The organism is Rhizobium sp. K33, from assembly GCF_056501445.1.
The window spans coordinates 55383-80524 of record NZ_CP096479.1 but is presented as its reverse complement, the minus strand read 5'-3'; the positions used below and the strand labels follow the sequence as shown (position 1 = coordinate 80524).

Annotated in this window: 26 protein-coding genes; 19 read left to right on the top strand and 7 right to left on the bottom strand. The window is 59.2% G+C overall.

All coding sequences use genetic code 11. The features are described from left to right. Positions 1–3 precede the first annotated feature (3 nt). The 7 genes from M1E12_RS22455 (at position 4) to gndA (ending at position 6318) form a co-directional block, all read left to right on the top strand. Positions 4–807, top strand: a complete 804-nt coding sequence (locus M1E12_RS22455; RefSeq protein ID WP_479565058.1) for an SDR family oxidoreductase — start codon at positions 4–6, stop codon at positions 805–807. A gap of 9 nt (positions 808–816) precedes the next feature. Beyond that, positions 817–1518, top strand: coding sequence for an HpcH/HpaI aldolase family protein (locus tag M1E12_RS22450; RefSeq protein WP_479565057.1), 702 nt, complete (start codon positions 817–819; stop codon positions 1516–1518). Positions 1519–1527: 9 nt separating this feature from the next. Then, positions 1528–2295 (top strand): SDR family oxidoreductase, encoded by a 768-nt coding sequence (locus M1E12_RS22445; RefSeq protein WP_479565056.1) that lies wholly within the window; start codon positions 1528–1530, stop codon positions 2293–2295. Between the two features lie 61 nt (positions 2296–2356). Then, the gene (locus M1E12_RS22440) at positions 2357–2857 is read left to right on the top strand and encodes a gluconokinase (protein WP_479565072.1); all 501 of its coding nucleotides are present in this window, start codon (positions 2357–2359) and stop codon (positions 2855–2857) included. A gap of 21 nt (positions 2858–2878) precedes the next feature. Next, entirely contained in the window at positions 2879–3826 is a 948-nt protein-coding gene (locus M1E12_RS22435; protein ID WP_479565055.1) for a 2-hydroxyacid dehydrogenase, read from the top strand. A gap of 11 nt (positions 3827–3837) precedes the next feature. After that, positions 3838–4869 carry an L-idonate 5-dehydrogenase gene (locus M1E12_RS22430; protein WP_479565054.1) on the top strand — a complete coding sequence of 344 codons (1032 nt, stop codon included), beginning with the start codon at positions 3838–3840 and terminating at the stop codon, positions 4867–4869. A 27-nt stretch (positions 4870–4896) separates the two neighbouring features. Continuing rightward, complete coding sequence (gndA, locus tag M1E12_RS22425; RefSeq protein WP_479565053.1) at positions 4897–6318, top strand: NADP-dependent phosphogluconate dehydrogenase; 1422 nt, start codon at positions 4897–4899, stop codon at positions 6316–6318. Positions 6319–6510: 192 nt separating this feature from the next. Here gndA and M1E12_RS22420 read toward each other — a convergent pair whose 3' ends face one another. After that, on the bottom strand, positions 6511–7410 hold the full coding sequence (locus M1E12_RS22420; protein ID WP_479565052.1) for a LysR family transcriptional regulator: 900 nt from the start codon (positions 7408–7410) through the stop codon (positions 6511–6513). Positions 7411–7509: 99 nt separating this feature from the next. Here M1E12_RS22420 and M1E12_RS22415 point away from each other — a divergent pair, with 99 nt between their 5' ends. Together M1E12_RS22415 and M1E12_RS22410 are read left to right on the top strand one after the other, a co-directional pair. Further along, on the top strand, positions 7510–8724 hold the full coding sequence (locus tag M1E12_RS22415) for an MFS transporter (RefSeq protein ID WP_479565051.1): 1215 nt from the start codon (positions 7510–7512) through the stop codon (positions 8722–8724). Positions 8725–8729: 5 nt separating this feature from the next. Beyond that, positions 8730–9260: a prolyl-tRNA synthetase associated domain-containing protein gene (locus M1E12_RS22410; RefSeq protein ID WP_479565050.1), complete on the top strand. Its 531-nt coding sequence runs from the start codon at positions 8730–8732 to the stop codon at positions 9258–9260. Positions 9261–9488: 228 nt separating this feature from the next. On the opposite strand, the gene tpa is transcribed toward M1E12_RS22410, so the two are convergent. The 3 genes from tpa to M1E12_RS22395 all read right to left on the bottom strand — a co-directional run bounded on the left by tpa (position 9489) and on the right by M1E12_RS22395 (position 12471). Continuing rightward, the gene (gene tpa, locus M1E12_RS22405) at positions 9489–10895 is read right to left on the bottom strand and encodes a hypotaurine--pyruvate aminotransferase Tpa (protein ID WP_479565049.1); all 1407 of its coding nucleotides are present in this window, start codon (positions 10893–10895) and stop codon (positions 9489–9491) included. A gap of 74 nt (positions 10896–10969) precedes the next feature. Then, entirely contained in the window at positions 10970–11755 is a 786-nt protein-coding gene (locus M1E12_RS22400; RefSeq protein ID WP_479565048.1) for a pyrroline-5-carboxylate reductase, read from the bottom strand. Further along, positions 11752–12471: a GntR family transcriptional regulator gene (locus tag M1E12_RS22395; RefSeq protein WP_479565071.1), complete on the bottom strand. Its 720-nt coding sequence runs from the start codon at positions 12469–12471 to the stop codon at positions 11752–11754. Before M1E12_RS22395 ends, M1E12_RS22400 begins: the two co-directional genes overlap by 4 nt. Positions 12472–12671: 200 nt before the next feature. Here M1E12_RS22395 and M1E12_RS22390 point away from each other — a divergent pair, with 200 nt between their 5' ends. Genes M1E12_RS22390 through M1E12_RS22345 form a run of 10 tightly spaced genes read left to right on the top strand, consistent with a single transcriptional unit; the run spans position 12672 to position 21949 of the window. Beyond that, positions 12672–13502 (top strand): substrate-binding periplasmic protein, encoded by an 831-nt coding sequence (locus M1E12_RS22390; protein ID WP_479565047.1) that lies wholly within the window; start codon positions 12672–12674, stop codon positions 13500–13502. 54 nt (positions 13503–13556) lie between these two features. Then, positions 13557–14324, top strand: coding sequence for an amino acid ABC transporter ATP-binding protein (locus M1E12_RS22385; RefSeq protein WP_479565046.1), 768 nt, complete (start codon positions 13557–13559; stop codon positions 14322–14324). A 12-nt stretch (positions 14325–14336) separates the two neighbouring features. Beyond that, positions 14337–15005 carry an amino acid ABC transporter permease gene (locus M1E12_RS22380; RefSeq protein ID WP_479565070.1) on the top strand — a complete coding sequence of 223 codons (669 nt, stop codon included), beginning with the start codon at positions 14337–14339 and terminating at the stop codon, positions 15003–15005. 13 nt (positions 15006–15018) lie between these two features. Further along, positions 15019–15684 (top strand): amino acid ABC transporter permease, encoded by a 666-nt coding sequence (locus M1E12_RS22375; protein WP_479565045.1) that lies wholly within the window; start codon positions 15019–15021, stop codon positions 15682–15684. Between the two features lie 30 nt (positions 15685–15714). After that, the gene (locus M1E12_RS22370) at positions 15715–16593 is read left to right on the top strand and encodes a dihydrodipicolinate synthase family protein (RefSeq protein WP_479565044.1); all 879 of its coding nucleotides are present in this window, start codon (positions 15715–15717) and stop codon (positions 16591–16593) included. Between the two features lie 30 nt (positions 16594–16623). Then, positions 16624–17862, top strand: a complete 1239-nt coding sequence (locus tag M1E12_RS22365) for an NAD(P)/FAD-dependent oxidoreductase (RefSeq protein WP_479565043.1) — start codon at positions 16624–16626, stop codon at positions 17860–17862. Positions 17863–17889: 27 nt separating this feature from the next. Then, on the top strand, positions 17890–19380 hold the full coding sequence (locus tag M1E12_RS22360; protein WP_479565042.1) for an aldehyde dehydrogenase family protein: 1491 nt from the start codon (positions 17890–17892) through the stop codon (positions 19378–19380). After that, positions 19380–20426, top strand: a complete 1047-nt coding sequence (locus M1E12_RS22355) for a proline racemase family protein (RefSeq protein ID WP_479565069.1) — start codon at positions 19380–19382, stop codon at positions 20424–20426. The genes M1E12_RS22360 and M1E12_RS22355 overlap by 1 nt, the downstream gene beginning before the upstream one ends. After that, the gene (locus tag M1E12_RS22350; RefSeq protein ID WP_479565041.1) at positions 20426–21181 is read left to right on the top strand and encodes an SDR family NAD(P)-dependent oxidoreductase; all 756 of its coding nucleotides are present in this window, start codon (positions 20426–20428) and stop codon (positions 21179–21181) included. The genes M1E12_RS22355 and M1E12_RS22350 overlap by 1 nt, the downstream gene beginning before the upstream one ends. A gap of 12 nt (positions 21182–21193) precedes the next feature. Further along, a complete protein-coding gene (locus tag M1E12_RS22345) occupies positions 21194–21949 on the top strand; it encodes an SDR family NAD(P)-dependent oxidoreductase (protein ID WP_479565040.1) in 756 nt (251 codons plus the stop codon). 247 nt (positions 21950–22196) lie between these two features. Here M1E12_RS22345 and M1E12_RS22340 read toward each other — a convergent pair whose 3' ends face one another. From M1E12_RS22340 to purU, 3 genes are read right to left on the bottom strand one after another with little or no spacing between them, the layout of a single operon-like run. Continuing rightward, positions 22197–23312 carry a Gfo/Idh/MocA family protein gene (locus M1E12_RS22340; RefSeq protein ID WP_479565039.1) on the bottom strand — a complete coding sequence of 372 codons (1116 nt, stop codon included), beginning with the start codon at positions 23310–23312 and terminating at the stop codon, positions 22197–22199. A gap of 35 nt (positions 23313–23347) precedes the next feature. Further along, positions 23348–24247 (bottom strand): bifunctional methylenetetrahydrofolate dehydrogenase/methenyltetrahydrofolate cyclohydrolase FolD, encoded by a 900-nt coding sequence (folD, locus tag M1E12_RS22335; protein ID WP_479565038.1) that lies wholly within the window; start codon positions 24245–24247, stop codon positions 23348–23350. A gap of 3 nt (positions 24248–24250) precedes the next feature. Then, positions 24251–25135, bottom strand: coding sequence for a formyltetrahydrofolate deformylase (gene purU / locus M1E12_RS22330; protein WP_479565037.1), 885 nt, complete (start codon positions 25133–25135; stop codon positions 24251–24253). Positions 25136–25142 lie beyond the last annotated feature (7 nt).

Sequence of the window (25142 nt, the reverse complement as noted above, 5' to 3'; positions counted from 1 at the left end):
GTGATGGGACATCTTTCTGGTAAAATCGCGCTCGTCACAGGGGCGGGTTCCGGTATTGGGCGTGAGACAGCATTGTTGCTTGCAAGGGACGGTGCAAGCGTCGTGCTCGTTGGGCGCCGACTGGAGCCTCTTCGCGAAGTTGCAGCACTTATTGAGAAGGGAAAGGGACGGGCGTTTGCACGAGCGGTAGACATCGGCTCGCGGGATGAGATCCTCAGCGCTGTTCAATGGGTAAGGGAGGGAATCGGATCGATCGATATCCTCGTGAACAACGCCGGCAGTGCGAGCAAGGTCTTAAATGCCCGCTTTATAAGTGAAGAAGAGTGGAACGCCACGCTTAATGTTAACTTGACCGCGGTTTTCAATTTCACTCAAGCGGTTCTTCCGGACATGATCGCCAAGAGCGACGGAACGATTATCACCGTCTCTTCGCTTGCTGTTGTCAATCCGAACCTCCTGGGCGGGGCAGCCTATGGTGCAGCAAAGGCAGGCGTGAAGAATTTCATGACTTTTCTGCACAACACCTATCGCAATCAGGGTATCCGCGCGACGACAATCCTTCCGGGCGAGACCAATACGCCGATCATGGACAATCGTGCGCGGCCGCCTCTCGAGACGGAGCGTGCTGTCATGATGGATCCGCATGACGTGGCCCGGGCCATCGCTCTCTGCGCGAGCCTGAACAAAAGCGCGGTCATCCCGGAACTTCATATCTGTCCGACCTTCATGCGCGACACGTCCCAGGACATCGAGATCGCACGCTGGGTCGGCGCGCCGGCGGACACGCCGGACATGCCGAAGAAATAGGAGGAATTCATGAACGGGGCGAAGCTACGCTCGCGGCTTCTGGCCGGCGAGGCTGTCACCATGTATAACACCCACCACGTATCGTCAGGCCTGGCATCGCGCCTGATCGAGCTGGGTGCTGACTCCGTTTTCGTTGATTGCGAGCATGGCACCTGGAGCTTCGAAGATGTCCGCATGACCGGACAGATCGTTCGGGCCGCAGGGGGAGCAGCTATCGTTCGGCCTCACTCCCACGAACGACCAGTCATCATCCGCTACCTTAATGCAGGCGCGGACGGCATCATGGTGCCGATGGTCGACACGGCAGAGCAGGCCCGGGCAATCGTCGAAGCCGTGCGTTACGCCTTGCCCTCTGACTACGAGAAACGTCTTGTCGTAGTCATGATCGAAACTGCGGATGCAATCGATCGTCTCGATGAGATCCTGGCTGTTGAAGGTATCGACGTTTTCTTCATCGGTCCGGGTGACCTGTCGCAGGACATGGGATTTCCACCCGCACCACCTTTCGGTGAACCGCGCCCAGCACCTGTGATGGATAAAGTTGCGGTTGCCGTCGACAAGATTCGCGCGGCCGGCAGGATTGCGGGCACCTTGGTGACCGCAGAAGAGCTGTCGCACTGGTTGGAGCGGGGTGTTCAGTACTTTTACATTCACACCGACCCCTTCCTGCGTCGTGGCATTGCCGGTGTGAAGCAGACGCTGAAACAATAGGAGCCCGCCATGACAAGCGCACTATTTGACCTGTCGGCGCGTCGTGCTCTGATCACCGGTTCGTCGCAGGGCATTGGCCTTGCGCTGGCGCAGGGCCTTGCGGCGCATGGTGCCGAAGTGGTGCTGAACGGCCGTGACCGGGTGAAGCTTGATGCGGCGGTCAAGACTTTGCAGGATGCCGGCTTCAATGCCTCCTCCAGCGAATTCGACGTGACGGATGCCGAGGCGGTTAAGGCAGGCGTTGCCGCGATCGAGGCTGAGATCGGTCCGATTGACATCCTGATCAACAACGCCGGCATGCAGTATCGTTCGCCTCTGGAAGACTTCCCGGTTGACCGTTGGGAGCAGTTGCTGAAGACGAATGTTTCGAGCGTATTCTATGTCGGCCAGGCTGTGGCCCGCCACATGATTGCCCGCGGTCGCGGCAAGATCGTCAATATCGCCTCGGTGCAGAGCGAGCTCGCCCGGCCTGGTATCGCGCCCTACACGGCCACCAAGGGCGCGGTAAAGAACCTGACCCGTGGCATGTCGACTGATTGGGCCAAACATGGCCTCCAGGTCAATGCGATCGCACCGGGCTACTTCCGTACGCCGCTCAACCAGGCTTTGGTCGACAATCCGGAATTCTCCGCTTGGCTGGAAAAGCGCACGCCGGCCGGTCGCTGGGGTGACGTGGAGGAACTGGTCGGTGCGGCCGTGTTCCTGTCGTCGAATGCTTCCTCCTTTGTGAATGGACACACGCTTTATGTCGACGGCGGCATCACCATCAGTCTCTGATCCGGCAGTCTCTGACCCGACAATCTCAGCCAAGGCTTATTCACCCGGCCCGGTCGTGGTCATGGGCGTGTCGGGCTGCGGCAAGTCGTCGGTCGGCGCAAGCCTTGCGGACAATCTCGAGGCAGTTTTCGTTGAGGGCGACAGCCTGCATCCGCCGGAGAATGTACGCAAGATGCGGCTTGGCACGCCGCTTCAGGATCAGGACCGGTGGCCGTGGCTCGACCGGATCGGTCAGCTGCTGTCGGGCGGGGCGCAAGGATCAGGATCGGTTGTGGTCTCGTGTTCGGCGCTGAAGCGCGCCTATCGTGATCGGCTGCGGGAGTTGGCCGGCCAGCCGCTGACTTTCATCTTCTTGCAAGGAGACCGAACGCTGCTCGCCGCGCGCATGGCCGAACGCCGCCACGAATACATGCCTCTGTCGCTGCTCGACAGCCAACTTGCGACGCTGGAACTGCCCCAGGCGGAAGCCGACGTCGTGACGATCGATATCAATCAACCGCTGGAAGCCATCGTCGGACGGGCCATGACCGTGCTTGCGCTGCGCAAGCGAAAGACGAGCTGAACCACGCTATCGGAGGACACCATGACGAAGCCCGAACTCCTTCTGGTCGGACCCTATCCGGAATGGGATATGGTCGAACTGGAAGCCCATTACACGGTCCACAAGCTGTATGAGGCAAGCGATCGCGACGCCTTCATCCGCAGCCGTGCGGACAAGATCCGGGCGATTGCCACGCGCGGCGAGCTTGGTGCCTCGGCAGAGCTGATCGCAGCGCTTCCCAAGCTGGAGATCATCTCGGTCTACGGCGTCGGCTTCGATGCGGTCAATCTGGAGGCGGCCAGTGCCCGCGGCATCCGCGTCACCAATACCCCTGACGTTTTGACCAATGACGTGGCGGATCTCGGGGTGGCTATGATGCTGGTCCAGTCGCGCGGCATGATCGGAGCCGAGACTTGGGTGCGCGACGGCAGCTGGGCGCAGAAGGGCCTCTATCCGCTGAAGCGCCGCGTCTGGGGCCGCAAGGCCGGCGTGCTCGGCCTCGGCCGCATCGGCTACGAGGTGGCCAAGCGCCTCAAGGGCTTCGACATGGACATCGCCTATAGCGACGTTGCGGCCAAGCCGTATGCGGAAGGCATGACCTATGTCGCCGATCCGGTGGAGCTTGCCCGCCATGCCGATTTCCTATTCGTGACACTGGCGGCCTCTGCCGATACGCGCCACATCGTCGGCAAGCGAGTGATCGAGGCACTGGGCCCCGAAGGCATGCTGATCAACATTTCCCGTGCCTCGAATATCGATGAGGCTGCATTGCTTGATGCTCTGGAGACAGGTGTACTGGGTGCAGCGGCCCTCGATGTCTTCGAAGGTGAACCGAAACTCAATCCCCGGTTTCTGGCGCTGGAGAATGTGCTTGTCCAGCCGCATCACGCCTCCGGCACGATCGAAACGCGCAAGGCAATGGGCAAGCTGGTGCGCGACAATCTCGCCGCCCATTTTGCAGGCGCAGCGCTGCCGACCCCGGTTCTCTGAGGAGCTCTTCGATGAAAGCCATCGTCATTCATGCCGCCAAGGATCTGCGTATCGAAGACCGTGAGGTTGAGGCACTCTGCGCCGGCCAGGTGGAGGTCGCGGTTGATGCCGGTGGAATCTGCGGCTCGGACCTGCATTATTACAATCACGGAGGCTTCGGCACGGTCCGGATCCGTGAGCCGATGATCCTCGGCCATGAGGTGGCCGGCACGGTCAAAGCTCTCGGCGCAGGTGTATCCCATCTGGAGGTTGGCGACCGTGTCGCGATTTCACCGAGCCGCCCCTGCAATGAATGTGACTACTGCCTCGAAGGCAAGCAGAACCATTGCTTCAACATGCGCTTTTATGGTTCGGCCATGCCAATGCCGCACATCCAGGGAGCCTTCCGTCAGCGTCTGGTTGCGGAAGCTTGGCAGTGCCATCCGGTCGATGACGGGATCTCGATCCACGAGGCTGCGATGGCTGAACCCTTCGCAGTGACGCTGCATGGGGTTAAGCGGGCAGGGACCCTCACCAACAAGCGCGTGCTTGTCACCGGGTGCGGTCCAATCGGGGTGCTTGCGATCATTGCCGCACGCGCCCATGGCGCTCGCGAGATTGTCGCGACAGATGTCATGGACGGGGTACTGAAAAAGGCGCTGCAGGTCGGGGCCGATCGGGTCATCAACAGCACCGAAAACCCTGAACGTCTTTCAGACTATGCAGCCAACAAGGGCTACTTCGACGTGCAGTTCGAGGCCTCCGGCAACGAGCGTGCCATGCGCTCGGGGCTGGAAGCTCTTCGGCCGCAGTCGACCCTGGTGCAGCTGGGCCTAGGCGGCGACATCTCCTTCCCGCAGAACATGGTGGTAACCAAGGAGATCGAGCTTAAGGGCACGTTCCGCTTCCACGAAGAGTTTGGCTTGGCAGTTGATCTTATCAATCGACGCCGAGTAGATCTCTCGCCTCTCCTCACGGGCGTCTATCCCCTTAATGAGGTCGTGCGCGCCTTCGATATAGCCGGAGATCGGACCCAATCCATGAAGGTTCAGCTTGCCTTTTGATCGCGCTGAGAAATGGAGATAGGCATTATGCAGCAAGCGGAAATCGGACTGATCGGTCTCGGAGTCATGGGCTCCAATCTGGCGCTCAACATTGCCGAGAAAGGCAGTCGCATCGCAGTCTTCAACCGGACGCCCGCGCGCACGGATGAATTCCTCGGCGAAGCTGGCGATCTCGCCGACCGCATCATCGGTTGCCACACGATCGAAGAATTCGTCGCTGCCATCCGCCCGCCGCGTCCGATCATCGTCATGATCAAGGCCGGCGAGGCCGTCGATCAGCAGATGGCCGCGCTTCTGCCGCATCTTGCCGAGAACGACATCATGATCGATGCCGGCAATGCCAATTTCCGCGACACCGTCGCCCGCTTCGAGCGGCTCGCCGGAACCGATGTCACTTTTATCGGCATGGGTGTGTCGGGTGGTGAAGAAGGGGCCCGCCATGGGCCCTCGATCATGGTCGGCGGCACGGAAGAGAGCTGGAAGCGCGTCGAGCCGGTTCTCACTTCGATTGCCGCAAAGTTCAACGGCGACCCATGCGTCGCCTGGCTCGGCACCGATGGCGCCGGTCACTTCGTCAAGACGATCCACAACGGCATCGAATATGCCGACATGCAGATGATCGCCGAGATCTACGGCATCCTGCGCGACGGCCTGAAGATGTCGGCTGCCGAAATCGGCGAGATCTTCGGCGAGTGGAACAAGGATCGCCTCAATTCCTACCTGATCGAGATCACCGAGAAGGTGCTGAAGGCAACCGATCCGGAAACCGGCAAGCCCATGGTCGACGTCATCGTCGATGCCGCCGGCCAGAAGGGCACCGGCAAATGGTCGGCCATCGAGGCGCAGAACCTCGCGGTCGCCGCGAGCGGGATCGAAGCGGCCGTCTCCGGTCGTGTCCTGTCCTCGCTGCGCGAAGAGCGCATCGCGGCCGAACAGCTCTTCGGCCTGCCAGCGCTGGCCGAAGAGCCTGCGGACAAGGCGGCCTTCATCGCCGATCTCGAAAACGCGCTGCTGGCCGCCAAGATCGCGGCTTACGCCCAGGGCTTCGCCGTGATGTCGGCGGCGTCTGCCGAATTCAATTGGTCGCTGCCCATGCCGACGATCGCCCGCATCTGGCGCGCCGGCTGCATCATCCGCTCGCAGTTCCTCGACGAGATCACCTCGGCCTTCACCAAGGATCCGAACGTGCCGAACCTCGTCGTCACCCCGGCCTTCGCTGCCATGGTCAAGGAAACCGATGGTGCGCTGCGCCGTGTTGTCGCCCATGCCGCGCTGTCGGGGCTTCCGGTCCCGGCGATTGCGTCCGCGCTGTCTTACTTTGACACCTATCGTCGTGGGCGGGGTACGGCCAACCTGATCCAGGCTCAGCGTGATTTCTTCGGTGCCCACGGCTTCGATCGCCTCGATGGCAAGGACATCCATCACGGACCCTGGGCCGGCCAGTTCTGATAGAGGCAAATGTTGATTAGACGCTTGAGGTAGTCTCTCGTCGGTTGCCGAAGCATCACGCGCGCTCCCCAGCATGTAGAGGCGATCACTCGTTGTGCCCCGCCTGAGGCAAGACATCCTCGTTGAAAGGCTTGTTGGTTGAGTTCGGAACGGCTGCCACAATTGATGCTAGCATCAAGAGAAACGCGGGCATCAAGCGTCTGCCAGAACTCGTCCCCGCTTTGCCATGTCCAGGAACCCGGAGATGAAGTCGACATCCTTCTCGGTCTTCCTCACACCGAGATGGATAGACTTCATGATGCCCTCGGACCCGAGGCGTACGGGTTTGAGTGGAAGCTCGGCACCATCTTCGAATAGCAACCAGTCGGGCACGACGCTGATGCCCCGCCCGGCGGCCACGAGTTGCAGCATGAGTTCCGTAGTTTCGGCCGTTCTGTATCGGCGTGGCCGACAGCGGCCGGGCACGAGGAACTGCGTATAAACGTCCAGGCGCTCGAAGCTGACGGGATAGGTGATGAGTTCTTCGTCCACTAGATCGAAGGGAACTGCGACACCCCGTTCGGCCAGCGGGTGGCTTTCGTGGACCGCCAGCACGAGTTCATAATCAAACACAGGAGTGTAATGGAGCCCTGGAAGCTCAACCGGATCAGGCGTGATCAGAAGATCGATCTCATAGTTCGTCAGCGCATTGATCCCCGTGAGTGGGAAAGCGGTCCGCAGCTCGAAATCCACATCCGGCCATGCCGTTAGGTAAGGTGCTGTAACGCGCATCAGCCACTTCTGGCAAGGATGGCATTCCATCCCGACCCGCAAGGCACCGCGTCGGCCTGAAGCGTAATCCGCCAGTACCCGTTCCCCATGTTCAAGCTGTGGAAGTATGCGCTCGGCAAGGCTTAGGAGGTACTCTCCCGCCTGTGTCAGCCTAAGGCTGCGTCCATGCTTCATCCAAATCCTGATGCCATTCCGCTCCTCCAGCTTCCGGATGATATGGCTCAAGGCGGGTTGCGTCACGTTTAGACGCTCGGCGGCGGCTGTGACGCTCCCGAGACGGTTCACCTCACGCAAGATCGTCAAATGTTGTCGCTCAAGCATCGATTACTCCTGCTTATCAGCTCATGAGATATCGCCATTTCCGCTCATAATAGAATTTCGCTACTACCAGTGCCAACACCTCTTTTGTAAGGGCTCCAGATGATCCGCAATCCCATGCACTGGCAGGTCTTCCTGCTCGCCGCAGCGCAGGCGCTCTTTCAGACTGCGTCTGTTCTCGTAATGACCATTGGCGGCTTGGCAGGAGGCGAGATCGCCTCGCGACCTGAATTGGCTACGATGCCCATTGCGGCGATGTTTCTTGGAACGGCAGCGATGACCTTTCCCGCCTCAATGTGGATGACGCGGGTCGGCCGTCGGGCCGGCTTCGTGGCGGGTGCAGCTCTAGGGGTTGCGGGTGGCCTTCTAGCGGCCCTCGGCATCTGGATCGGATCGTTGCTCCTGCTCTCACTCGGCACGTTCTGCGTCGGAGCCTATCAGGCGTTCGCGCAGTTCTATCGTTTCGCCGCTAGCGAGGTGGCCGACGAAGCTTTCCGCCCACGGGCCATCTCGTTGGTGCTCGGCGGTGGAGTCGTCGCTGCCCTGGCTGGACCGATGCTCGGCCGTCTCGGCGGGCCGCTGCTCACTCCTGAATATATGGGATCCTTCCTGTTGCTGGCCCTCGTCTCGCTGATCGCGGCAGGAATTCTGCTCGGGCTTCATATCCCCAATACTCAGCCCTCTCAGGCCGATATAAGCAAAGGCCGCTCGTGGCGGGAGATCGTCACGCAGCCGACCTACCTCGTGGCGTTGTTCGGTGCTGTCACCGGTTACGGGATCATGATCCTCGCAATGACCGCCACGCCGCTCGCCATGGCTCATCACCACCATGACCTTCCGGAAACCGCGACAGTGATACAGCTCCATGTGCTGGGCATGTTCCTGCCCTCCTTCTTCACTGGGTCGCTGATCGCCCGTTTCGGCGTCCTCAGGGTCATGCTGACGGGCGTCCTCCTCTTCGCTGGGCACGTGACGATGTCCTTGACCGGGACCGGTTTCGTTTCCTTCGCCGGGGCGCTCATCCTGCTCGGCGTCGGCTGGAACTTCCTCTACATCGGCGGCACCACATTGCTGACCGGTACCTACACTGCTGCTGAGAAAGGCAAGGCACAGGCCACCAATGACATGACGATCTTCGCCGTGGGACTGGCCTGCTCCTTTGGTGCTGGTGCTCTGCTACAGTTCCTCGGCTGGCAAACGCTCAATCTCGTGCTTCTACCATGGATGGCGGTAGCAGCCCTTGCGCTCCTCTGGCTCGGCTGGAAGCGAGGCAAGAGCTCGAAGGCTGGTCTCGCGTCGAAGTCACTGCAGGGTTGAAGAACATGAATGAGATGGCACCTAACGGTACCACCCGTGCCGACGCCCGCGCACGATTGTTCGCCCGCTTCGCCGAACTCGGGATCGAGGCTCCGACTGTCCCTTATCCGGTTCATTCTACAGTCGAAGAAGGCAAGGCGCTGCGTGGGCAGATGGCAGGCACCTTCACCAAGAACCTTCTCCTCAAGGACAAGAAAGGCCGCGTCTTCCTCTTCGCGATCCATGAGGATCGGCTTCTGGACCTCAAGACGCTTCACATGCGTGTTGGCGCGAATGGCCGTCTCGGCTTTGTATCCGCCGAACGCATGACGGAGCTACTGGGGGTGGTGCCCGGCGCACTGACGCCGCTCGGATTGATCAACGATCATGATGGGGTCGTGACAGCCGTCATTGACGCCTCCTTGATGGACGCTGACCAAGTCAACTTTCACCCGCTGGTCAACACGGAGAGCACCGGTCTGAGGCCTATGGACCTTCTCGCATTTATCCGCTCATGCACGCGCGAACCGATGCTGATCAGCTTAGATCAATCCTGAGGTGTTGCCTGCCAATTCGTGAGCTACGGCATACAACAGAAGTTCGAAGGCCAAAGGCGCACTTGGGGAAGCGAACTGCTCTGGTCCCTTGCGTCTTCTGGGTCCGAAGGCGGTTAGCCACCAAGCGGCTCCATGGGTTAATCGCCGAACTTTCTGATAGCGGATGTTTATAGCTCCCACATTGCTTTTCGGCGGGCCGCTTTCGGCAAAGATAGAACGAGGCGCGTCCTAGAGCCCCTGCCGCATGCCGAGCGATTCCTGCATGGTCCTCGTCAGAGCAGCATCTATGGCTTCAACAATCCGATCAATATCCTCCCGCGTCGCGATCAATGCAGGCGAGAGACATAGAGTATTGTTGTGGCCGTCGAGAGACCTGTTGGTCGCGCCGATGATGACACCCTGTTTGAGGCAGTCTGCTACGACTGCCTGCACCAACTTCTCCGGGAGCGGTTCCTTGGTGTCTCTATCCGAGACAAGCTCGACCCCCAGGAAAAGCCCCTTACCGCGCACATCGCCGACGACCGTATGCTTGACCTTGAGGTCTTCAAGCCGCCCAAGGCAGTATTCGCCCATCTGCGTTGTGTTCTCGAGAAGGCCTTCCTCTTCGATGATGCGCATGTTTTCGATCGCAGCCACTGGACCGCTTGTGCAACCTCCAAAGGTGGAGATATCGCGGAAGTAGCTCATTGGGTCAGTTGCGTCGTCCTTAAACATGTCGAAGACGCGCTCGGTGGTGACAGTGCAAGAGATGGCCGCATAGCCGGAGGCCAGGCCCTTGGCCATTGTGACGAAGTCCGGCTCGATGCCGTAGTGCTGGTAGCCAAACCATTTTCCGGTTCTGCCTAAACCGCAAACGACTTCGTCGATGTGGAGGAGGATGTCGTACTTTCGGCAGATCTCCTGCACGCGAGGCCAGTAACCTTCCGGGGGAACTATTACGCCACCGCCAGCCGTGACCGGTTCCAGAACGATGGCGCCGACCGTGTCCGGCCCCTCGCGCAGGATCACTTCCTCGATTGCGTCTGCCGCTCGCTCACCGTAATTCTCGACATCCCATTGTTTGCGGTACTCAAGGCAATGCGGAACCTGAACGAAACCGTCGGGGTAGGGACCATACTGCGCGGCGCGTTGTGGCTGTCCAGATGTAGCCAGGGTGCCGATCGTGGTGCCGTGGTAGTCGCGCTCACGAAACAGGATCTTCCACTTTTTGCCGCCATGGCGACGGTGAGCGATCTGGCGCACCATCTTGTAGACCTTCTCGTTCGCCTCGGATCCCGAGTTCGAATAGTAGACGCGGCTCATGCCCGGCATTTTGGAAATGAGCTTTTCGGCGAAAATTGCGCCGGGCGCAGTGCCTGCTGCACCCGCATAGTAGTTGAGCTTCACAAGTTGATCGCGAACCGCATTGGCGATGCTCTCACGTCCGTATCCGACATTGACTGTCCAGACACCACCCGAGACTGCATCCAGATATTCCATGCCTTTGGCATCCCAGAGACGCATGCCCTTGCCTTCAATGAAGATGCGCGGGTCCACCGTCTCATAAGCTTTATGTTGGCTGAGATGGTGCCAGACATGGGCGCGGTCGGCTTCGACAACTGCGCCAAGATCGTTGGTTTGAAGATTCAAGGTCATGTAGCCTCCGGGAACGCATGGCGTCATAAGACTTGCGAGCTATCTATGTCGACACCGTGACGACAAGTCAATAATCAAGCCGACCGTTTTATGCGAAGGTGCACCCTATCGAGTGACTCGAAGAGCGCCCTTGTCCCGCCGCGCCGATCGAAATCCATCCAGACCTGCTCGTTGAGGCCCCCCTTGGTCGCATACTCGCGTGCCAACGTGTGGAGTGGCGCATCTGGTTGTCTGACTGCGACCTTTGAGAGGCTTTCAAAGTGCCCGGCGACATACGCACGTGCGCTATCGTCAGGCATGCCGTTGGATTGAAGCCATTCAACAATTCTGCCCATGAACCCGAAGTACACAGACATTGTCGCACTTGCTGTGGCCAGCAGATCGTACTCGTTCTTGTTCTCACACTGGAGGGCTGTGCCGATCCGATCGAAGATCGCGGCAACTGGGGCGCTCGGAGGGAAAATGGCTGTTACGCCTTCGCGATCTTCCACGAAGGGGAGGGGAATTGCCTGGTTAATTCGGGAGACGGCCGGCATCCATTTCTCAAGTTGCTCGAGGCGCGTCGCCGCGATCAGGCTGATGACTTGCTGATCCGGCCGAAACTGCAGGGCAGGGACGACTTCAGGAGCAATTTGTGGCCGCACTGCCAGAAATACGACGTCGGCTTCATCGACTACTGTCTGGTTGTCGGCCGCCACCGTAACCTGCGGATATCGGGCGGCAAGTTCAGCCGCCAGTTCTGCATTACGCGGCGAAACCGTGATGCGCAGCGCCTCGTCCGGCTCCTTTAGCAGACCAGCGATGATGGCTTTGGTAATCGCACCCGTACCGATGAACCCATAGTGAGATGCCGCACTCATTCAGCAGCACTCAAGGGGATGAGGGAGACGTCCGTTGTGTAGTTTTCGCGCATGAAGTTGATGAAGTTGTCCTGGAACTGCCGGGTATGCGCATGTGCAAGTTCGTCGGCGCGCTCGACATCCTTGTCACGGATCGCTTGCAGCATCAGGTCGTGTTCGTCCGTCAGAAGGTAGCCCTCGTGCGTGCGTTCGAGATATTCGAAGTGCAGGTGGAGCATTCTCTGGCCCTGTGCGAGCAAACGCTCGTAGAAGGAAGCGAGAAACGGGTTCTTACCCGCATCAGCAATCGCCATGTGGAAGCGCTTGTTGGCCTCGGACATGGCGAGGTGATTGCCGGTCTTCACGGCCGCTTCGAATTCCTTCTGCCGTTTGGCGATGACCTTCAGGTCGGCTTCGGTTCTAAGGGCGGCAGCTAGCCGGGTATTCATTCGCTGCGCGATGTCCAGCGCCTCAACGTATTTCGGAAAGCTGGCCACATCGATCGGCGCGACGATCGTACTGCGATTGGACAGGGTCACCACCAGATCTTCACCCGCGAGGCGAATGAGAGCCTCTCGGACTGGCGAACGTGACATATCGAATCTCTCGGCCAGTGTCGTCTCATCAAGGAGCTGCCCGGGCGGCAGCGTCAAAGCGAGGATCTCGTTGCGCAGTGTGTCGTACACGTTCTTCCAGCCAGTACCCCTGACCCGCTTGTTTTCAATTTCGTCAGACACTTGCGCCCCTTTCGTGTGTTCGCGGGCATTGGGCCAGAATTTCCGGTCGTCATCAATTGTAATTTTTCCGCTTGACTTTGTCGACACGCAGACGACATAAATTCTCTAGTCGACACGGAGCCGACATAAAAAGACATCAAGAACGGCCTCAGCCGACGGGTGGAACCGCGCGATCCTCGCGCTTTGAAAAGGGGAATGACATGCTTTCGAAAGTTTTCACGTCCGCGACGCGGGCGACGGCAGCGCTCGTCCTGCTGACAGGATTCGCAACAACGGCTGCGGCACAGACGGCAGACGGCTACTGGCAGGGCGTCCAGAAGAGTGGAACCCTGCGCTGTGGTGCCGCTGTCGCACCGCCTTATGTCATGCGTGACCCGGCATCGGGCGAGTATTCCGGCTTCTTTGCGGATCTTTGCCGCGAGTTCGCCGAAGTCCTGCAGGTGAAGCCCGAGTTCGTCGATACGACCTGGGACAACATCGTGGCGGGTCTCCAGGCGGGCAAATGGGATCTGTCGCTCGCACTCAACCGCACGCCGGCTCGTGCTATGGCGGTTCAGTTCTCGATCCCCGCGATGGAGTATCAGATCTCGCTCGCCTACAACAAGGAGAACCCCAAGATCCCGGCTGGGGCCACGTCCGTCGCAGATATCGACAAGGCCGACGTTACCCTCGCGGTCATGTCGGGCACTGCTCAGGACAAGGCGATTTCCGCTGCTGTGAAGAACGCTCAGATCCTTCGACTGCCCACCAACGATGAGACCCGTCTCGCCGTCGTGTCTCGCCGGGCCGATATTCTCGTAGATGCCTCAGACACCAATCAGCTCTTCACGCAGTCCAACCCGGACTGGGCGGTTGCAATGAATCCCACTCCGGCGCTCGCCAAGCAGGGCGTAGCCTTTGGCTTGCCGCACCAGCTTTCTGCGGCTGATGTCGAAGTTGTCGATATTTTCCTCGAGGAGCGTGTGGCAACCGGACACGTCGACGAGCTGATCCGCAAGGCCGTCGACGAAGTCCTGAAGGCTGGCAACTGACCAACCCGAGCCGCCTTTGGGCGGCTCACCTTCCATTCGAGTGAGGAGGCGGCCATGTCAGACAGCGCAGCGCTGGTGAAGGTCGAAGGATTGCACAAGAGCTACGGCGGCGTCATCAAAGTGCTGCAGGGGCTCGACATCGAAATGAAACCTGGCGACAGGGTCGTCGTGATCGGCCCCAGTGGCGGCGGCAAGTCCACGCTCCTGCGCGTCCTCATGGGGCTCGAACAGATTGACAAGGGTTCAATCTCTTTCGCAGGCAAACCCTATATCGCCGCGAATGGTGGGAAGACCGCAATCGATGTGAATGTTCGTCGCTCGATCGGTATGGTCTTTCAGCATTACACGCTCTTCCCGCATCTCGATGTCATCGGCAATCTCGTCCTGGCACCGGTGAAAGTCAGAGGGGAAAGGCGAGCAGACGCAGAGGCACGGGCAATGGCGCTATTGACCCGTTTTGGTCTTGCCCAGAAGGCGCGTGCCTATCCGGCCCAACTTTCCGGCGGGCAGAAGCAGCGCGTAGCGATCGCCAGGGCGCTCATGCTCGATCCCAAGCTCATGCTGTTCGATGAGGTCACGTCGGCTCTCGATCCGGAATTGGTTGCCGAGGTCGAGCAGGTCATCCTGCAACTGGCCGAGCAGCAAATGCCGATGGTCATTGTCACTCACGACATGTGGTTTGCAAGAAACATTGCCTCTCGGGTGATCTTCTGCGCTGGCGGAGTGGTCGTCGAGGACGGGCCTCCTGAACAGGTTCTGGGGGCTCCGAAGGAGGAGCGTACCAGGGAATTCATCGAACGGGTATTCCACATCAAGCACTAGGGAGGGACGATGATGAACTACACATTCGACTTCGCATCGGTCTTCCGCAACTTCGGTCCTCTTTGGGAAGGCCTTGCTGTTACCATCGAATTGACGATCGCCGCAAATCTGATCGGCTTGACCCTTGGCTTCGTTCTTGCCCTCTTGGTGATGAGCAAGTGGGCGGTCATCCGCATCCCGGTCATGCTCTTCATCGAGTTCTTCCGCTGTACGCCAGCTATTATCCAGATCGTCTGGTTCTTCTATTGTGTGCCGATGCTGTTCAACGTGTTCCTGGGATCGGTCACCATGGGCATCCTGGCACTTGGCCTTAACTTGGCGGCCTTCAATGCCGAAGCCTATCGTGCCTCAATTCAAGGCGTACCTAGAGAGCAGCTCGACGCCGGAATAGCGCTGGGCCTGACACCACTGCAACGAATCCTCTACATCGTCCTGCCGACCGCCGTGCGCAATTCGGTTCCCGTCCTCCTTACCAACGGTATTGGCACCTTCCAGCAGAGTGCCCTGGTCGCCATCGTGGCCGTTCAGGATCTCATGTACCAAGGGAAGACGCTGGCGACGCAGACATATCGACCCATCGAGACCTTCACCATCGTGGCCTTGGTCTATTTTGCGGTCTCTTTCCCAGTCTCCCAAATCGTCGGCTATCTCGAGCGCCGACGTGAAGTTCTGGCAAGCTGAGGGGTAACGGGAGATGGATCTGAACTTCGCAGTAATCCTCAAATTCCAGGATGCTCTGCTCCTCGGCTTGTGGATGACGATCAAGCTGACTGTCGTCTGCATCCTGCTGGGCTGTATCCTTGGCTTCCTGATTGCTCTGGCCCGAACCTCGAAAAGTACCACGTTGCGTGCGGTTTCGAGCATATATGTCGAGTTCTTCCGGGGTACTCCGGTTCTTGTGCAGCTCTTCTGGATCTTCTTTTGTCTGCCGTTGGTCCTTGGTGTCGAACTTTCAAACCTGGCTTCAGGCATCATCGCGCTGTCGCTCTACATGGGTGCAATCAGCAGCGAGACTTTCAGGGCTTCGCTTAAATCTGTTGGTCGCGAGCAACTGGATGCTTGTGTGGCGCTCGGTCTCACGCCTTGGGTCCGCACAACGAGTGTCGTGCTTCCTCAGGCGGTGCTGAGAGCTGCCCCCACACTTCTCTCGAACTGTGTCAGTCTCTTCAAGGAAAGCGCTCTCGTATCGGCTGTGGGAATGGCGGACCTGATGTTTGTTGGTCAGAACATCTCCAACAACACCGCGCGACCTGTCGAGGTGCTGACGGTGGTTGCCTTCATCTACTTTGTGATCGCCTTCCCACTAACCCGTGCGGTTACTGTCATCGAACAACGCATTCTGAAACGCCTCGCCGTCTGAGGCCTGTCACATTAGCCAATGGAGATTTCTATGAAACTGTCCGGCGTTATGCCTGCGCTCGTTACCCCCTTCGACGCTGCAGGCAAGATCGACTTCAAGGCCTTCGAGAACCTTCTCGTCCATCTGCGCGAGGCAGGGGTAACCGGGTGGGTGCCGAACGGTTCGACAGGTGAGTATTTCAGCCAATCGACTGCAGAACGCCGCGAAGTTCTCCAGTTCGTCAAAGATTTCGCTAAACCGGGTGAAATCCTTATTGCTGGGACCAATGCGCCCGCGACCCGCGAGGTCATTGAGCAGACTGAAATGGCAAAGGACATCGGTTATGACACTGTACTGCTGGCCCCTCCGTTCTACACCCGTCCCACCCAGGACGAGCTTACCCGCCATTATGAAGCTGTTCTTTCGGCAGTAGACGTAAACCTGGTTCTCTACAGCTACCCCGCGAAGGACGGTTCCGACATCTCCTTCGAACTGATGGACCATTTCGCGGACAACCCGCGTGTGATCGGCATCAAGGAAAGCTCCGGGGTTCTGCAGCGCGCCATCGACATCGCCAGCCGCTACGAAGGCAAGATCCAGCTCGTCAGCGGCTCCGACGACATCGCGCTCGATTTCATGTTCTGGGGTGCCGAGAGCTGGATCTGCGGTCCATCCAACTGCATGGCTAAAGCCTGCTGCGATCTCGACCGGACCTACAAGTCGGGCGATCTCGGCAAAGCGAGAGACATGATGAAGGTCCTTTACCGTGCCATGAACATCCTGGAGTCCGGCAAGTTCGTCCAGAAAATCAAGTATGGCTGCGAGCTGCAGGGTATGCCCGTCGGAGAGTGCCGAGCACCGCTGGGTGCGCTGACCGAGGACGAGAAGGCCGAATTCCGGGCTGCCATGGAACCGATCCTCAAGTGGTAATGGCAGCAACGCGGCCTTAGGGAGCAGTCAATGGCAAGCATCGCGATCATCGGCGCTGGCATCATCGGGACTGCCATGGCCTACGACCTTCAAAAACGAGGTAACGCTGTCACGCTTATCGAGCGTGACGCGCCCGGTCGCGGTGCAAGCTATGGCAACATGGCAAGCATCGCAGTTACCGAGTTTATGCCGGCGTCCAGGCCCGCAATCTGGAGACAAATGCCCAAATGGCTGCTGGATCCTGAGGGTCCGGTTCGTGTTCGACCCAGCTACATGCCCAAGCTCGTCCCCTGGTTCCTGCGGTTTCTCGCTGCCAGTCGACCGTCCAAGTTGCGGGCTCTGGAAGAGCAGGGGGCGGTACTGTGCCGCCGGGTGCACGAGGATCTGGATGCTCTTCTGAAAGAGACTGAGCTTTCCCACATGCTCAGTCGCGAAGGCTGCCTGAGCCTTTATGCCGATGAGGGCGAGCTGCATGCCGACCGTGAGCACATTGAAATCCTCGAGCGGTTCGGCTTTCGCTATGAGCTGATTGGGTGGAATGCCATCCGTGATCTGGAGCCTGCGCTTACGACGAAGATCAGCAAGGCGATCCTGTTTCCCGACAACCGGTCGGTAAGCGATCCCTTCAAGTTGGTCGCAGCGCTTGCCGACAGGTTCAGAGCCCTCGGCGGGTCGGTAGTTAAAGGCGATGTAGCGAATGTCGATGTCAGTGAAGGCGAGACCAGGGCCATTTCCTTAAAGGATGGTCGCAAGATCCTGGCCGAGAAGGTTGTGCTGGCAGCGGGGGTATTCACCGCCCAGTTGGCTAAAAAACTCGGAGAGCCAATCCCGCTGGAAACAGAACGCGGCTATCACACCCAAATCATGGATCCTGGCATCTCAATGCGCCATTCGATCATCTGGCCCGCAAAGGCATTCATGGTTACTCCAACAGCGGGTGGGATCCGCGTCGGAGGTACGGTCGAAATGGCCGGCATAGATGCAGCCCCCGATTATCGCCGTGCGAAGATCACAGTAAAGCGAGCGCTGGAAGCCCTGCCGGACCTCAAGGTGAGAGAGACTTCCGAATGGATGGGGCATCGACCGGCCTTGCCCGACACGGTGCCTGTGATGAGCGCGTCGGGCCGGCACCGCAACATCTTCTATGCAACCGGGCACGGTCATCTGGGTCTGACCTACGCGGCCACAACTGCAAGGCTGATGGGAGATCTGATCTCCGGTATCGCCCCCCCTATCGACATGGCGCCCTATCGCGTCGATCGCTTTTGAATCAGGTTCAACCAGGTAGACATATCCATGCACGACAAGCTTTACATCGACGGACATTGGGTTGCCCCGGCCCGTGGCGGTAGCGCGGATGTCATTAATCCGGCCACTGAAGAGGTCATTCAGCAGATCGCCATGGCAACAGCCGAAGACGTTGATGTTGCCGTCAAGGCCGCGAGGCGCGCTTTCGATCAAGACGGTTGGCCTCAGCTTTCGGGAGCTGAACGGGCGAGATATCTTCGCGCCATCGCAGACGGAATTCGTGCTCGACAAGCCGAAATCGCCCGCCTTGAAGTGCTCGACAACGGCAAGCCGTTTCCTGAAGCCGATTGGGACATCGCGGATGCGGCGGGATGCTTCGACTTCTACGCGGGCCTGGCGGAGGAGTTCGACCACAATCGGGTTGAGCCAATCCCGCTCGGGGACGCGCGTTTCGTGTCCAAGGCTGTGAAAGAGCCTCTTGGTGTGGTCGGCGCGATCGTACCCTGGAACTACCCTCTGCTTATGGCCTCCTGGAAGGTCGCGCCTGCATTGGCCGCTGGCTGCACGGTCGTCCTCAAGCCAGCCGAACTCACATCGCTCACAGCGCTTGAGCTCGCGGCAATCGCCGATGAAGTCGGACTGCCAGCAGGTGTGCTGAATGTGTTGACAGGCACGGGCTCGACGACGGGGCAAGCCATTGTTGAGCATCCACTGGTCGACAAGCTCGCGTTCACCGGATCTGGACCGGTGGGCTCCAAAATCATGGCTGAAGCTGCGCGCGACGTGAAGCGGGTTAGCCTGGAGCTCGGCGGTAAATCGCCTTTCGTGATCTTCGACGATGCGGATATAGACGAGGCCGTTGAATGGATCATGTTCGGCATTTTCTGGAATCAGGGTCAGGTCTGCTCGGCCACTTCACGAGTGCTCGTGCAAGAGAATATCTATGTGCGGCTTGTTACCCGCCTTGTCGAAGAAACTAAGAAAATCAAGATCGGTCATGGGCTGGAAGACGGGGTACTTCTCGGTCCTTTGGTGTCGGCCCGTCAGCATGCCAAGGTGGCGGGAGACGTCGAGAAGGCGAGGGCTGCAGGTGCGGACGTACTGTGCGGTGGACAGCGACCGGAAGGATTCGACCGAGGTTTCTGGTTCGAGCCGACCATTCTTGCAAATGTGCCGCTTGATAGCGAGGCTTGGGTCGAAGAGATCTTTGGACCAGTCGTCTGCATCCGGCCATTCCAAACGGAGGCCGAGGCGGTCGCTTTGGCAAATGATAGCCGTTTCGGTCTGGCAGCGGCAGTCATGTCGAAAGACGAGACACGAGCGGAACGGGTCGCGGCGGCCTTCCGAGCGGGTATTGTCTGGATCAATTGCTCGCAGCCGACCTTCACCGAAGCGCCATGGGGCGGCTACAAGCAATCCGGTATCGGGCGTGAGCTCGGTCGCTGGGGCTTCGAAAATTACTTGGAAACCAAGCAGATCACACGGTTCCAAAACGACGAGCCGTGGGGATGGTACATCAAACCGCAGGCAGGTGCATGATGAACCTGGAGGGTGAACTCGACATACTTCTGGTCCACTGCCAAGGTGAAATCGGCAAGGTTATTTTGGGTGGAGCACCAGAGATACTTGGTGCGACAATGCTCGACAAGATGAACCATATCAACACGGTGGACGACAGCTTGCGGCGCTTCGTAACCTTCGAGCCACGCGCACATGTTGCCATGTCGGTCAACCTGGTGCTCGCACCAACCCGCCCCGATGCTGATGCCGGCTTCATCGTGCTTCAGCCGGATCGCGCTCATCCGATGTCCGGCAGTAATTGCATTTGCGTCGTCACCGCACTGCTGGAGAGCGGACGCTTGCCCATGCAGGAACCGGAGACGAAAGTCAGGCTCGACACGCCCGCGGGTCTGATCGTGGCTCGCGCGACGTGCCGAAACGGCCGCTGCCTAGCGGTGAGCCTCGACAATGTCGCGAGCTATGCCGAGGCGCTTGATCGCGAAATCGAGACGCCGAAATGGGGACGGATCAAGGTGGATCTGGCGTTCGGCGGTGTCTTCTATGCGCTTGTTGACGTAAAGCAGATCGGCTCGTCAATCGCGCCGGATAATGCCCGGAACCTGGCGGAGGCGGGCACAGAATTGAAGGAACTTCTCGGTCACCAGGTTCAGGTCAGCCATCCGCTGATCGATGGCCTCAGTGACATCGCCTACGTCATGTTCCGTTCGCTGGAAGTGGATGGCGCTGTGCGAACCTGTACCACGTTGAAGCCGGGTCGTGTCGATCGGTCCCCCTGCGGCACGGGGAGCTCCGCCAACCTGGCGACGCTCTTCGCGCGCGGCCAGATTGGTGTCGGGGACCGCAAGGTGTCGCGCTCCATCATCGGTGGCGAATTCCTTGCCCAGGCGATCGGCGAGACCGACGTGGCCGGACGCCGGGCCGTGCTACCCCGCATCACGGGGCGCGGCTACATCTACGGGCGTGAACAATTGTTCTTGCGAAGCGACGATCCTTTCGCGGCAGGTTTCGCTTTGTCGGACACCTGGGGCTCGCAGGTCGGTGATCTTCTGAAGGCTAAGTGTTGATGGCAGCACTCGTTGACAAAACGGTACTGGTGACTGGTGCCTCTGGCGGAATAGGCCGCGCCATTGTGAAGGCGCTTGCAGCAGAAGGTGCTAGGCCCATCATTCACTACGGTCGCGATCGGCAAGCTGCTGAGGCCCTGAACGATGAGATCGGCGGCAAGGGTATCGTGCTGACTGCGGATCTTGCCTCAAGTGAAGGCGCATTTGTCCTTTGGGAGGAAGCGCTTCGTTCCGCTGACCGCATTCACGGGCTTGTCAACAATGCCGGGACCCTGGGTCGAGTGGGGATCGAGGCCGATGTGGAGGTCTGGCAGACGACATGGCAGCGAGACTTCCAGATCAACTTTTTCGCGGCGGTCGACTTGTCAAAGCAGGCAATCTCGCACTTCAAAGCGGTGGGTGGCGGTCACATTGTGAATATTGCAAGCCGGGCCGGACAAAGAGGCTATGCCGCTGACGCCATGGCTTATGGTGCGAGCAAGGCCGCCCTGATCAACCTGACGAAATCGGTTGCGCGCTCCTTCGGTCCGGATGGCGTGACCGCGGTCGCCATCGCACCGGGCTGGGTTCATACCGACATGGCCGATGACTTCATCGCGAAAAACGGCAAGCAGGCGGCCGTGGCGGATATTCCGATCGGTGAGATGGCGGATCCAATGGACGTTGCCGAACTGGTCGCCTTCACGTTCCGCCCCTCCCAGACATCGCTAAATGGCGCAACACTTGACGTCAACGGCGGCAGCTACATTCGTTGAAAGGACAGCTTGATGAAGCGTTTCGAAGACAAGGTGGCAATCGTCACCGGCGCGGGCGGGGGAATCGGTTCGGCTATCGCCAAGCGACTTGCATCTGAGGGTGCACTGGTCGTCGTTGCGGATGTTAACGTTGACGCTGCGGCTGCGGTCACTGCCGAGATCGTTGCTGACGGCTATGTCGCCGAAGCGATGACCGCTGATATTACGGACAAGAATGCATGCTTCGACCTCGTCCGACGAGCAAATGCACTGCGCGGCCGTCTGGATGTGCTCGTCAACAATGCTGGGATCAATCGACGCGGTAATCTTCTGTCTCTCACCGATGAAGATTGGGCCCTGAGCTTCGCGGTCAATCTGGACTCCATGTTCCATCTGTGCCGTGCCGCTCTGCCGCTGATGATCGAGGCCGGAGGCGGTGCAATCGTAAACACAGCGTCACAGTGGGGCCTCTATCCGGCGCCGAACCACATCGCCTACAACACGACAAAAGCTGCGGTGGCTGCGTTCACGCAGAACCTTGCTCGTGACTACGCGCCCAACAAGGTCCGCGTGAACGCGGTTTGTCCGGGTGAGATACATACGCCCATGCTGGAGGCAGGCGTGAAGCGATCCGGGCGAACGATTGCGGATCTCGACAAGCTGGTGCCGTACGGCCGTATCGGAAAGCCGGAGGAAGTCGCTGCGTTGGTGGCGTTTCTGGCTTCTGAAGAGGCTCAATTCATCTGCGGCTCGCTCGTGGAAATCACTGGTGCTCAGGCGGTGGCGTAGATCTCTGTAGGCTGGAATGCTGTTGCACGCGATGCGCGGCAGCTCTCGAGGGTCGGAGCTTTGCAGATATCACGTCACACTCTAAGCTGCACATTTCAGCGCGGATGTTGCAGATATGAAAGCCAGATCGCGTTTAATCAAATGAGCTGACTTGAAGTGCGCGAAGCTCGGTCGGCAGTCCGCAACACGTTCAAGCACGCTTAGGCTTTGGCGACGTGAACCGTTCAGATGCTGGAGAGTTTGTCACTTACAAATCCACCCACCTCTCAACTTGTTTAGACTGAGCCATTGCGTGCACCGCTCGCTCGATCTCAAGACCGTCTTCAAAGTCGATCACATGAGCTCCTCGGTTACCGGGTATTGCCTCTAGCAGTTCATGGCATTCGATCACCTTGAGTTCGTTGAACCCCAAACCATGGCCCGGGGCAGGGATAAACTGGCGATAGGGGGCATGGATGGGTGCCGCGAGTATCGTCCGGTAGCCCTGAAGGTCAGCAGGATCTTCAGTCGAATAGATCTGCAGTTCGTTCATCCGCTCCTGATCGTAGAGGATGGATCCCTTGGAGCCAAAGATTTGCAGCGCAATTCGACCTTTCCTACCCCAGGCTGAACGGTTGACCATCAGCACACCCGAAGCACCCAGCTCAGTCCTAAACAGAGCCTGGGCGATGTCGTGGTTCTCGACATTGCGACGACCACCATCATTGGTCGGCCTGTCTGGATAGGGTTTGGCCATATCGGCGACCACGGAGGTGATGCGTCCGTGGAGGACTGCCAGCAGCGAAATCGGATGAACTGCGAAGTCATCGAGTGCGCCGTATCCCGATCTCTTTTCACTCTTCCAGTAAAAAGGCTCGGTCGGATCGGCCATGTAATCTTCATCCATCTCGAGCCGGATGTGATTGACCTCGCCGATCCTGCCTTCGGCAATCAACTTGCGCGCATGCCGGATCATGGGGTTCTGGATGTAGTTGTATCCGAGGATCGCCGTCTTGCCTGAGCGTCTTGCTGCATCCCGCATCCGGACGGCATCTTCTAGAGACGTTGCCATTGGTTTTTCACACCAGACGTGTTTGCCGGCTTCCAATGCCGCAACTGCCATGTCGGCGTGAAGCTGATTTGGGGCAGCGATGGAAACCACATCGACTGCGGAATCGGAAATCAGGTCTCGCCAATCTCCGGTCCCTCGGACGAAACCAAATGCTTCAGCCTGCTCACGCGCAAGTTCTGGGGTTGCATCGGCAAGTGCGACGAGCCGTGGACGGCCGATGTCCGGAAAGACCGTCGCCACAGAAGTCCATGCAAGCGCATGGCATTTGCCCATGTAGCCAGAACCGATCAACCCTACACCCAGTCCCATCACGCCCTCCCAGCGGTTAGAGGCTCATCCGTACGCTATCAAAAGCTCGGTGCTGCAACACCCGCGCGGCGATGGGCAGCGATCACGGTATTGGCCATCAGCATGGCGATCGTCATCGGTCCGACGCCGCCGGGCACCGGAGAGATGGCTTTCGCAATCGGCTTGCATTCCGCAAAGGCAACATCGCCCACCAGCTTGGACTTTCCCTCACCCTTTTCCGGAGCCGTGACGCGGTTGATGCCGACATCAATGACGGTCGCGCCCGGCTTCAGCCAGTCGGCCTTTACCATTTCGGCTCGACCGACGGCAGCCACCAGAATGTCGGCCTGACGGGCAAGTTCCGGCAGATCGCGGCTCTTCGAATGGCCGATCGTGACGGTGGCGTTGGCATTCAGCAGAAGCTGCGCCATGGGCTTGCCGAAGAGGTTGGAGCGGCCGATGACGAGCGCGTTGAGGCCCGAGAGATCCTTGCCGTGGATCTGGCGGACCAAGATCATGGCGCCAGCGGGCGTGCAGGAGATGAGCCCGGTCTTCAGGTCACCGGTTGCGAGTTTACCAGCATTGAGGATGTGCAGACCGTCGACGTCCTTTTCCGGCAGGATCGACTGGATGACCGGCTCACTGTCGAGATGTTTGGGAAGCGGGAGCTGGACAAGGATGCCGTCGATATCGGGATCGGCGTTCAGCGCGGCGACCAGCGCCATCAGGTCTTCCTGCGAGGTCTCTTCCGGCAGCGTATGCTGGATGGAGTTGAAGCCGCACTGCTTGGCCATGCGGCTTTTCGCGCCGACATAGGCGTGGCTTGCCGGGTCGTCACCGACGATGACGACGGCAAGGCCGGGTTTGCGATGGCCGGAACTTTCGAGCGTCGTTGCCGCTGAGGTTACCGCTTCGATGACCGAAGCGGCGGCTGCCTTTCCATCGATAACAACAGTCATGGATCACCCCATGCGCTCGGAGGCATAGGAGCCGGGACTTGCCGGGAAGACGACCGTGCGGTTGCCGTTGATGAAGGTACGATGGTGGATATGGGCGTGGATCGCACGCGCCAGCACTTGGCTTTCGACGTCGCGGCCGATCGAGACATAGTCGTCCGCCGATTGGGCATGGGTGATGCGGGCAACATCCTGCTCAATGATCGGACCTTCGTCGAGATCGGCCGTGACATAGTGGGCCGTCGCTCCGATCAGCTTCACGCCGCGCTCGAAGGCCTGCTTATAGGGGTTGGCGCCCTTGAAGCTCGGCAGGAAGGAGTGGTGGATGTTGATGATCTTGCCCGACATCTTGCGGCACATGTCGTCGGAGAGAACCTGCATGTAGCGGGCGAGGACGATGAGCTCGGTGCCCGTCTGCTCGACCAGATCCATGATCCGAGCTTCGGCTTCCGGCTTGTTCTCCTTGGTCACCTTGATGTGGTGGAAGGGGATGTCGTGGTTCACGACGACCTTCTGATAGTCGAAATGGTTCGAGACGACGCCGACGATGTCGATCGGCAGCGCGCCGATCTTCCAGCGATAGAGCAGGTCGTTCAGGCAGTGGCCGAAGCGCGACACCATCAGCAGCACCTTCATGCGCTGGGCGGCGTCATACAGGTTCCAGTTCATGCCGAACTTCTCGGCGACGGCCACAAAACCCTTGTCGAGTTTGGCTTGCGCCACGCCTTCCTCGGAAATGAAGGAGACGCGCATGAAAAACTGGCCGGTATGGAGGTCGTCGAACTGGGAGCTGTCGACGATGTTGCAGCCCTGTTCCGCGAGATAACCCGAAATGGCGGCCACGATGCCGCGAGTGGACGCGCAGGATACGGTCAGCACATAGTTCTTCATTGATGTC

Excerpts from the sequence above, each read along its gene's own strand:
- tpa (WP_479565049.1), bottom strand. The coding sequence starts at position 10,895 with ATGACCTTGAATCTTCAAACCAACGATCTTGGCGCAGTTGTCGAAGCC.
- M1E12_RS22355 (WP_479565069.1), top strand. The coding sequence starts at position 19,380 with ATGAACCTGGAGGGTGAACTCGACATACTTCTGGTCCACTGCCAAGGT.
- M1E12_RS22360 (WP_479565042.1), top strand. The coding sequence starts at position 17,890 with ATGCACGACAAGCTTTACATCGACGGACATTGGGTTGCCCCGGCCCGT.
- M1E12_RS22370 (WP_479565044.1), top strand. The coding sequence starts at position 15,715 with ATGAAACTGTCCGGCGTTATGCCTGCGCTCGTTACCCCCTTCGACGCT.
- folD (WP_479565038.1), bottom strand. The coding sequence starts at position 24,247 with ATGACTGTTGTTATCGATGGAAAGGCAGCCGCCGCTTCGGTCATCGAA.
- M1E12_RS22375 (WP_479565045.1), top strand. The coding sequence starts at position 15,019 with ATGGATCTGAACTTCGCAGTAATCCTCAAATTCCAGGATGCTCTGCTC.
- M1E12_RS22420 (WP_479565052.1), bottom strand. The coding sequence starts at position 7,410 with ATGCTTGAGCGACAACATTTGACGATCTTGCGTGAGGTGAACCGTCTC.
- gndA (WP_479565053.1), top strand. The coding sequence starts at position 4,897 with ATGCAGCAAGCGGAAATCGGACTGATCGGTCTCGGAGTCATGGGCTCC.
- M1E12_RS22415 (WP_479565051.1), top strand. The coding sequence starts at position 7,510 with ATGATCCGCAATCCCATGCACTGGCAGGTCTTCCTGCTCGCCGCAGCG.
- M1E12_RS22445 (WP_479565056.1), top strand. The coding sequence starts at position 1,528 with ATGACAAGCGCACTATTTGACCTGTCGGCGCGTCGTGCTCTGATCACC.
- M1E12_RS22380 (WP_479565070.1), top strand. The coding sequence starts at position 14,337 with ATGAACTACACATTCGACTTCGCATCGGTCTTCCGCAACTTCGGTCCT.
- M1E12_RS22385 (WP_479565046.1), top strand. The coding sequence starts at position 13,557 with ATGTCAGACAGCGCAGCGCTGGTGAAGGTCGAAGGATTGCACAAGAGC.
- M1E12_RS22400 (WP_479565048.1), bottom strand. The coding sequence starts at position 11,755 with ATGAGTGCGGCATCTCACTATGGGTTCATCGGTACGGGTGCGATTACC.
- M1E12_RS22350 (WP_479565041.1), top strand. The coding sequence starts at position 20,426 with ATGGCAGCACTCGTTGACAAAACGGTACTGGTGACTGGTGCCTCTGGC.
- purU (WP_479565037.1), bottom strand. The coding sequence starts at position 25,135 with ATGAAGAACTATGTGCTGACCGTATCCTGCGCGTCCACTCGCGGCATC.
- M1E12_RS22435 (WP_479565055.1), top strand. The coding sequence starts at position 2,879 with ATGACGAAGCCCGAACTCCTTCTGGTCGGACCCTATCCGGAATGGGAT.
- M1E12_RS22440 (WP_479565072.1), top strand. The coding sequence starts at position 2,357 with ATGGGCGTGTCGGGCTGCGGCAAGTCGTCGGTCGGCGCAAGCCTTGCG.
- M1E12_RS22390 (WP_479565047.1), top strand. The coding sequence starts at position 12,672 with ATGCTTTCGAAAGTTTTCACGTCCGCGACGCGGGCGACGGCAGCGCTC.
- M1E12_RS22410 (WP_479565050.1), top strand. The coding sequence starts at position 8,730 with ATGAATGAGATGGCACCTAACGGTACCACCCGTGCCGACGCCCGCGCA.
- M1E12_RS22455 (WP_479565058.1), top strand. The coding sequence starts at position 4 with ATGGGACATCTTTCTGGTAAAATCGCGCTCGTCACAGGGGCGGGTTCC.
- M1E12_RS22450 (WP_479565057.1), top strand. The coding sequence starts at position 817 with ATGAACGGGGCGAAGCTACGCTCGCGGCTTCTGGCCGGCGAGGCTGTC.
- M1E12_RS22430 (WP_479565054.1), top strand. The coding sequence starts at position 3,838 with ATGAAAGCCATCGTCATTCATGCCGCCAAGGATCTGCGTATCGAAGAC.
- M1E12_RS22345 (WP_479565040.1), top strand. The coding sequence starts at position 21,194 with ATGAAGCGTTTCGAAGACAAGGTGGCAATCGTCACCGGCGCGGGCGGG.
- M1E12_RS22365 (WP_479565043.1), top strand. The coding sequence starts at position 16,624 with ATGGCAAGCATCGCGATCATCGGCGCTGGCATCATCGGGACTGCCATG.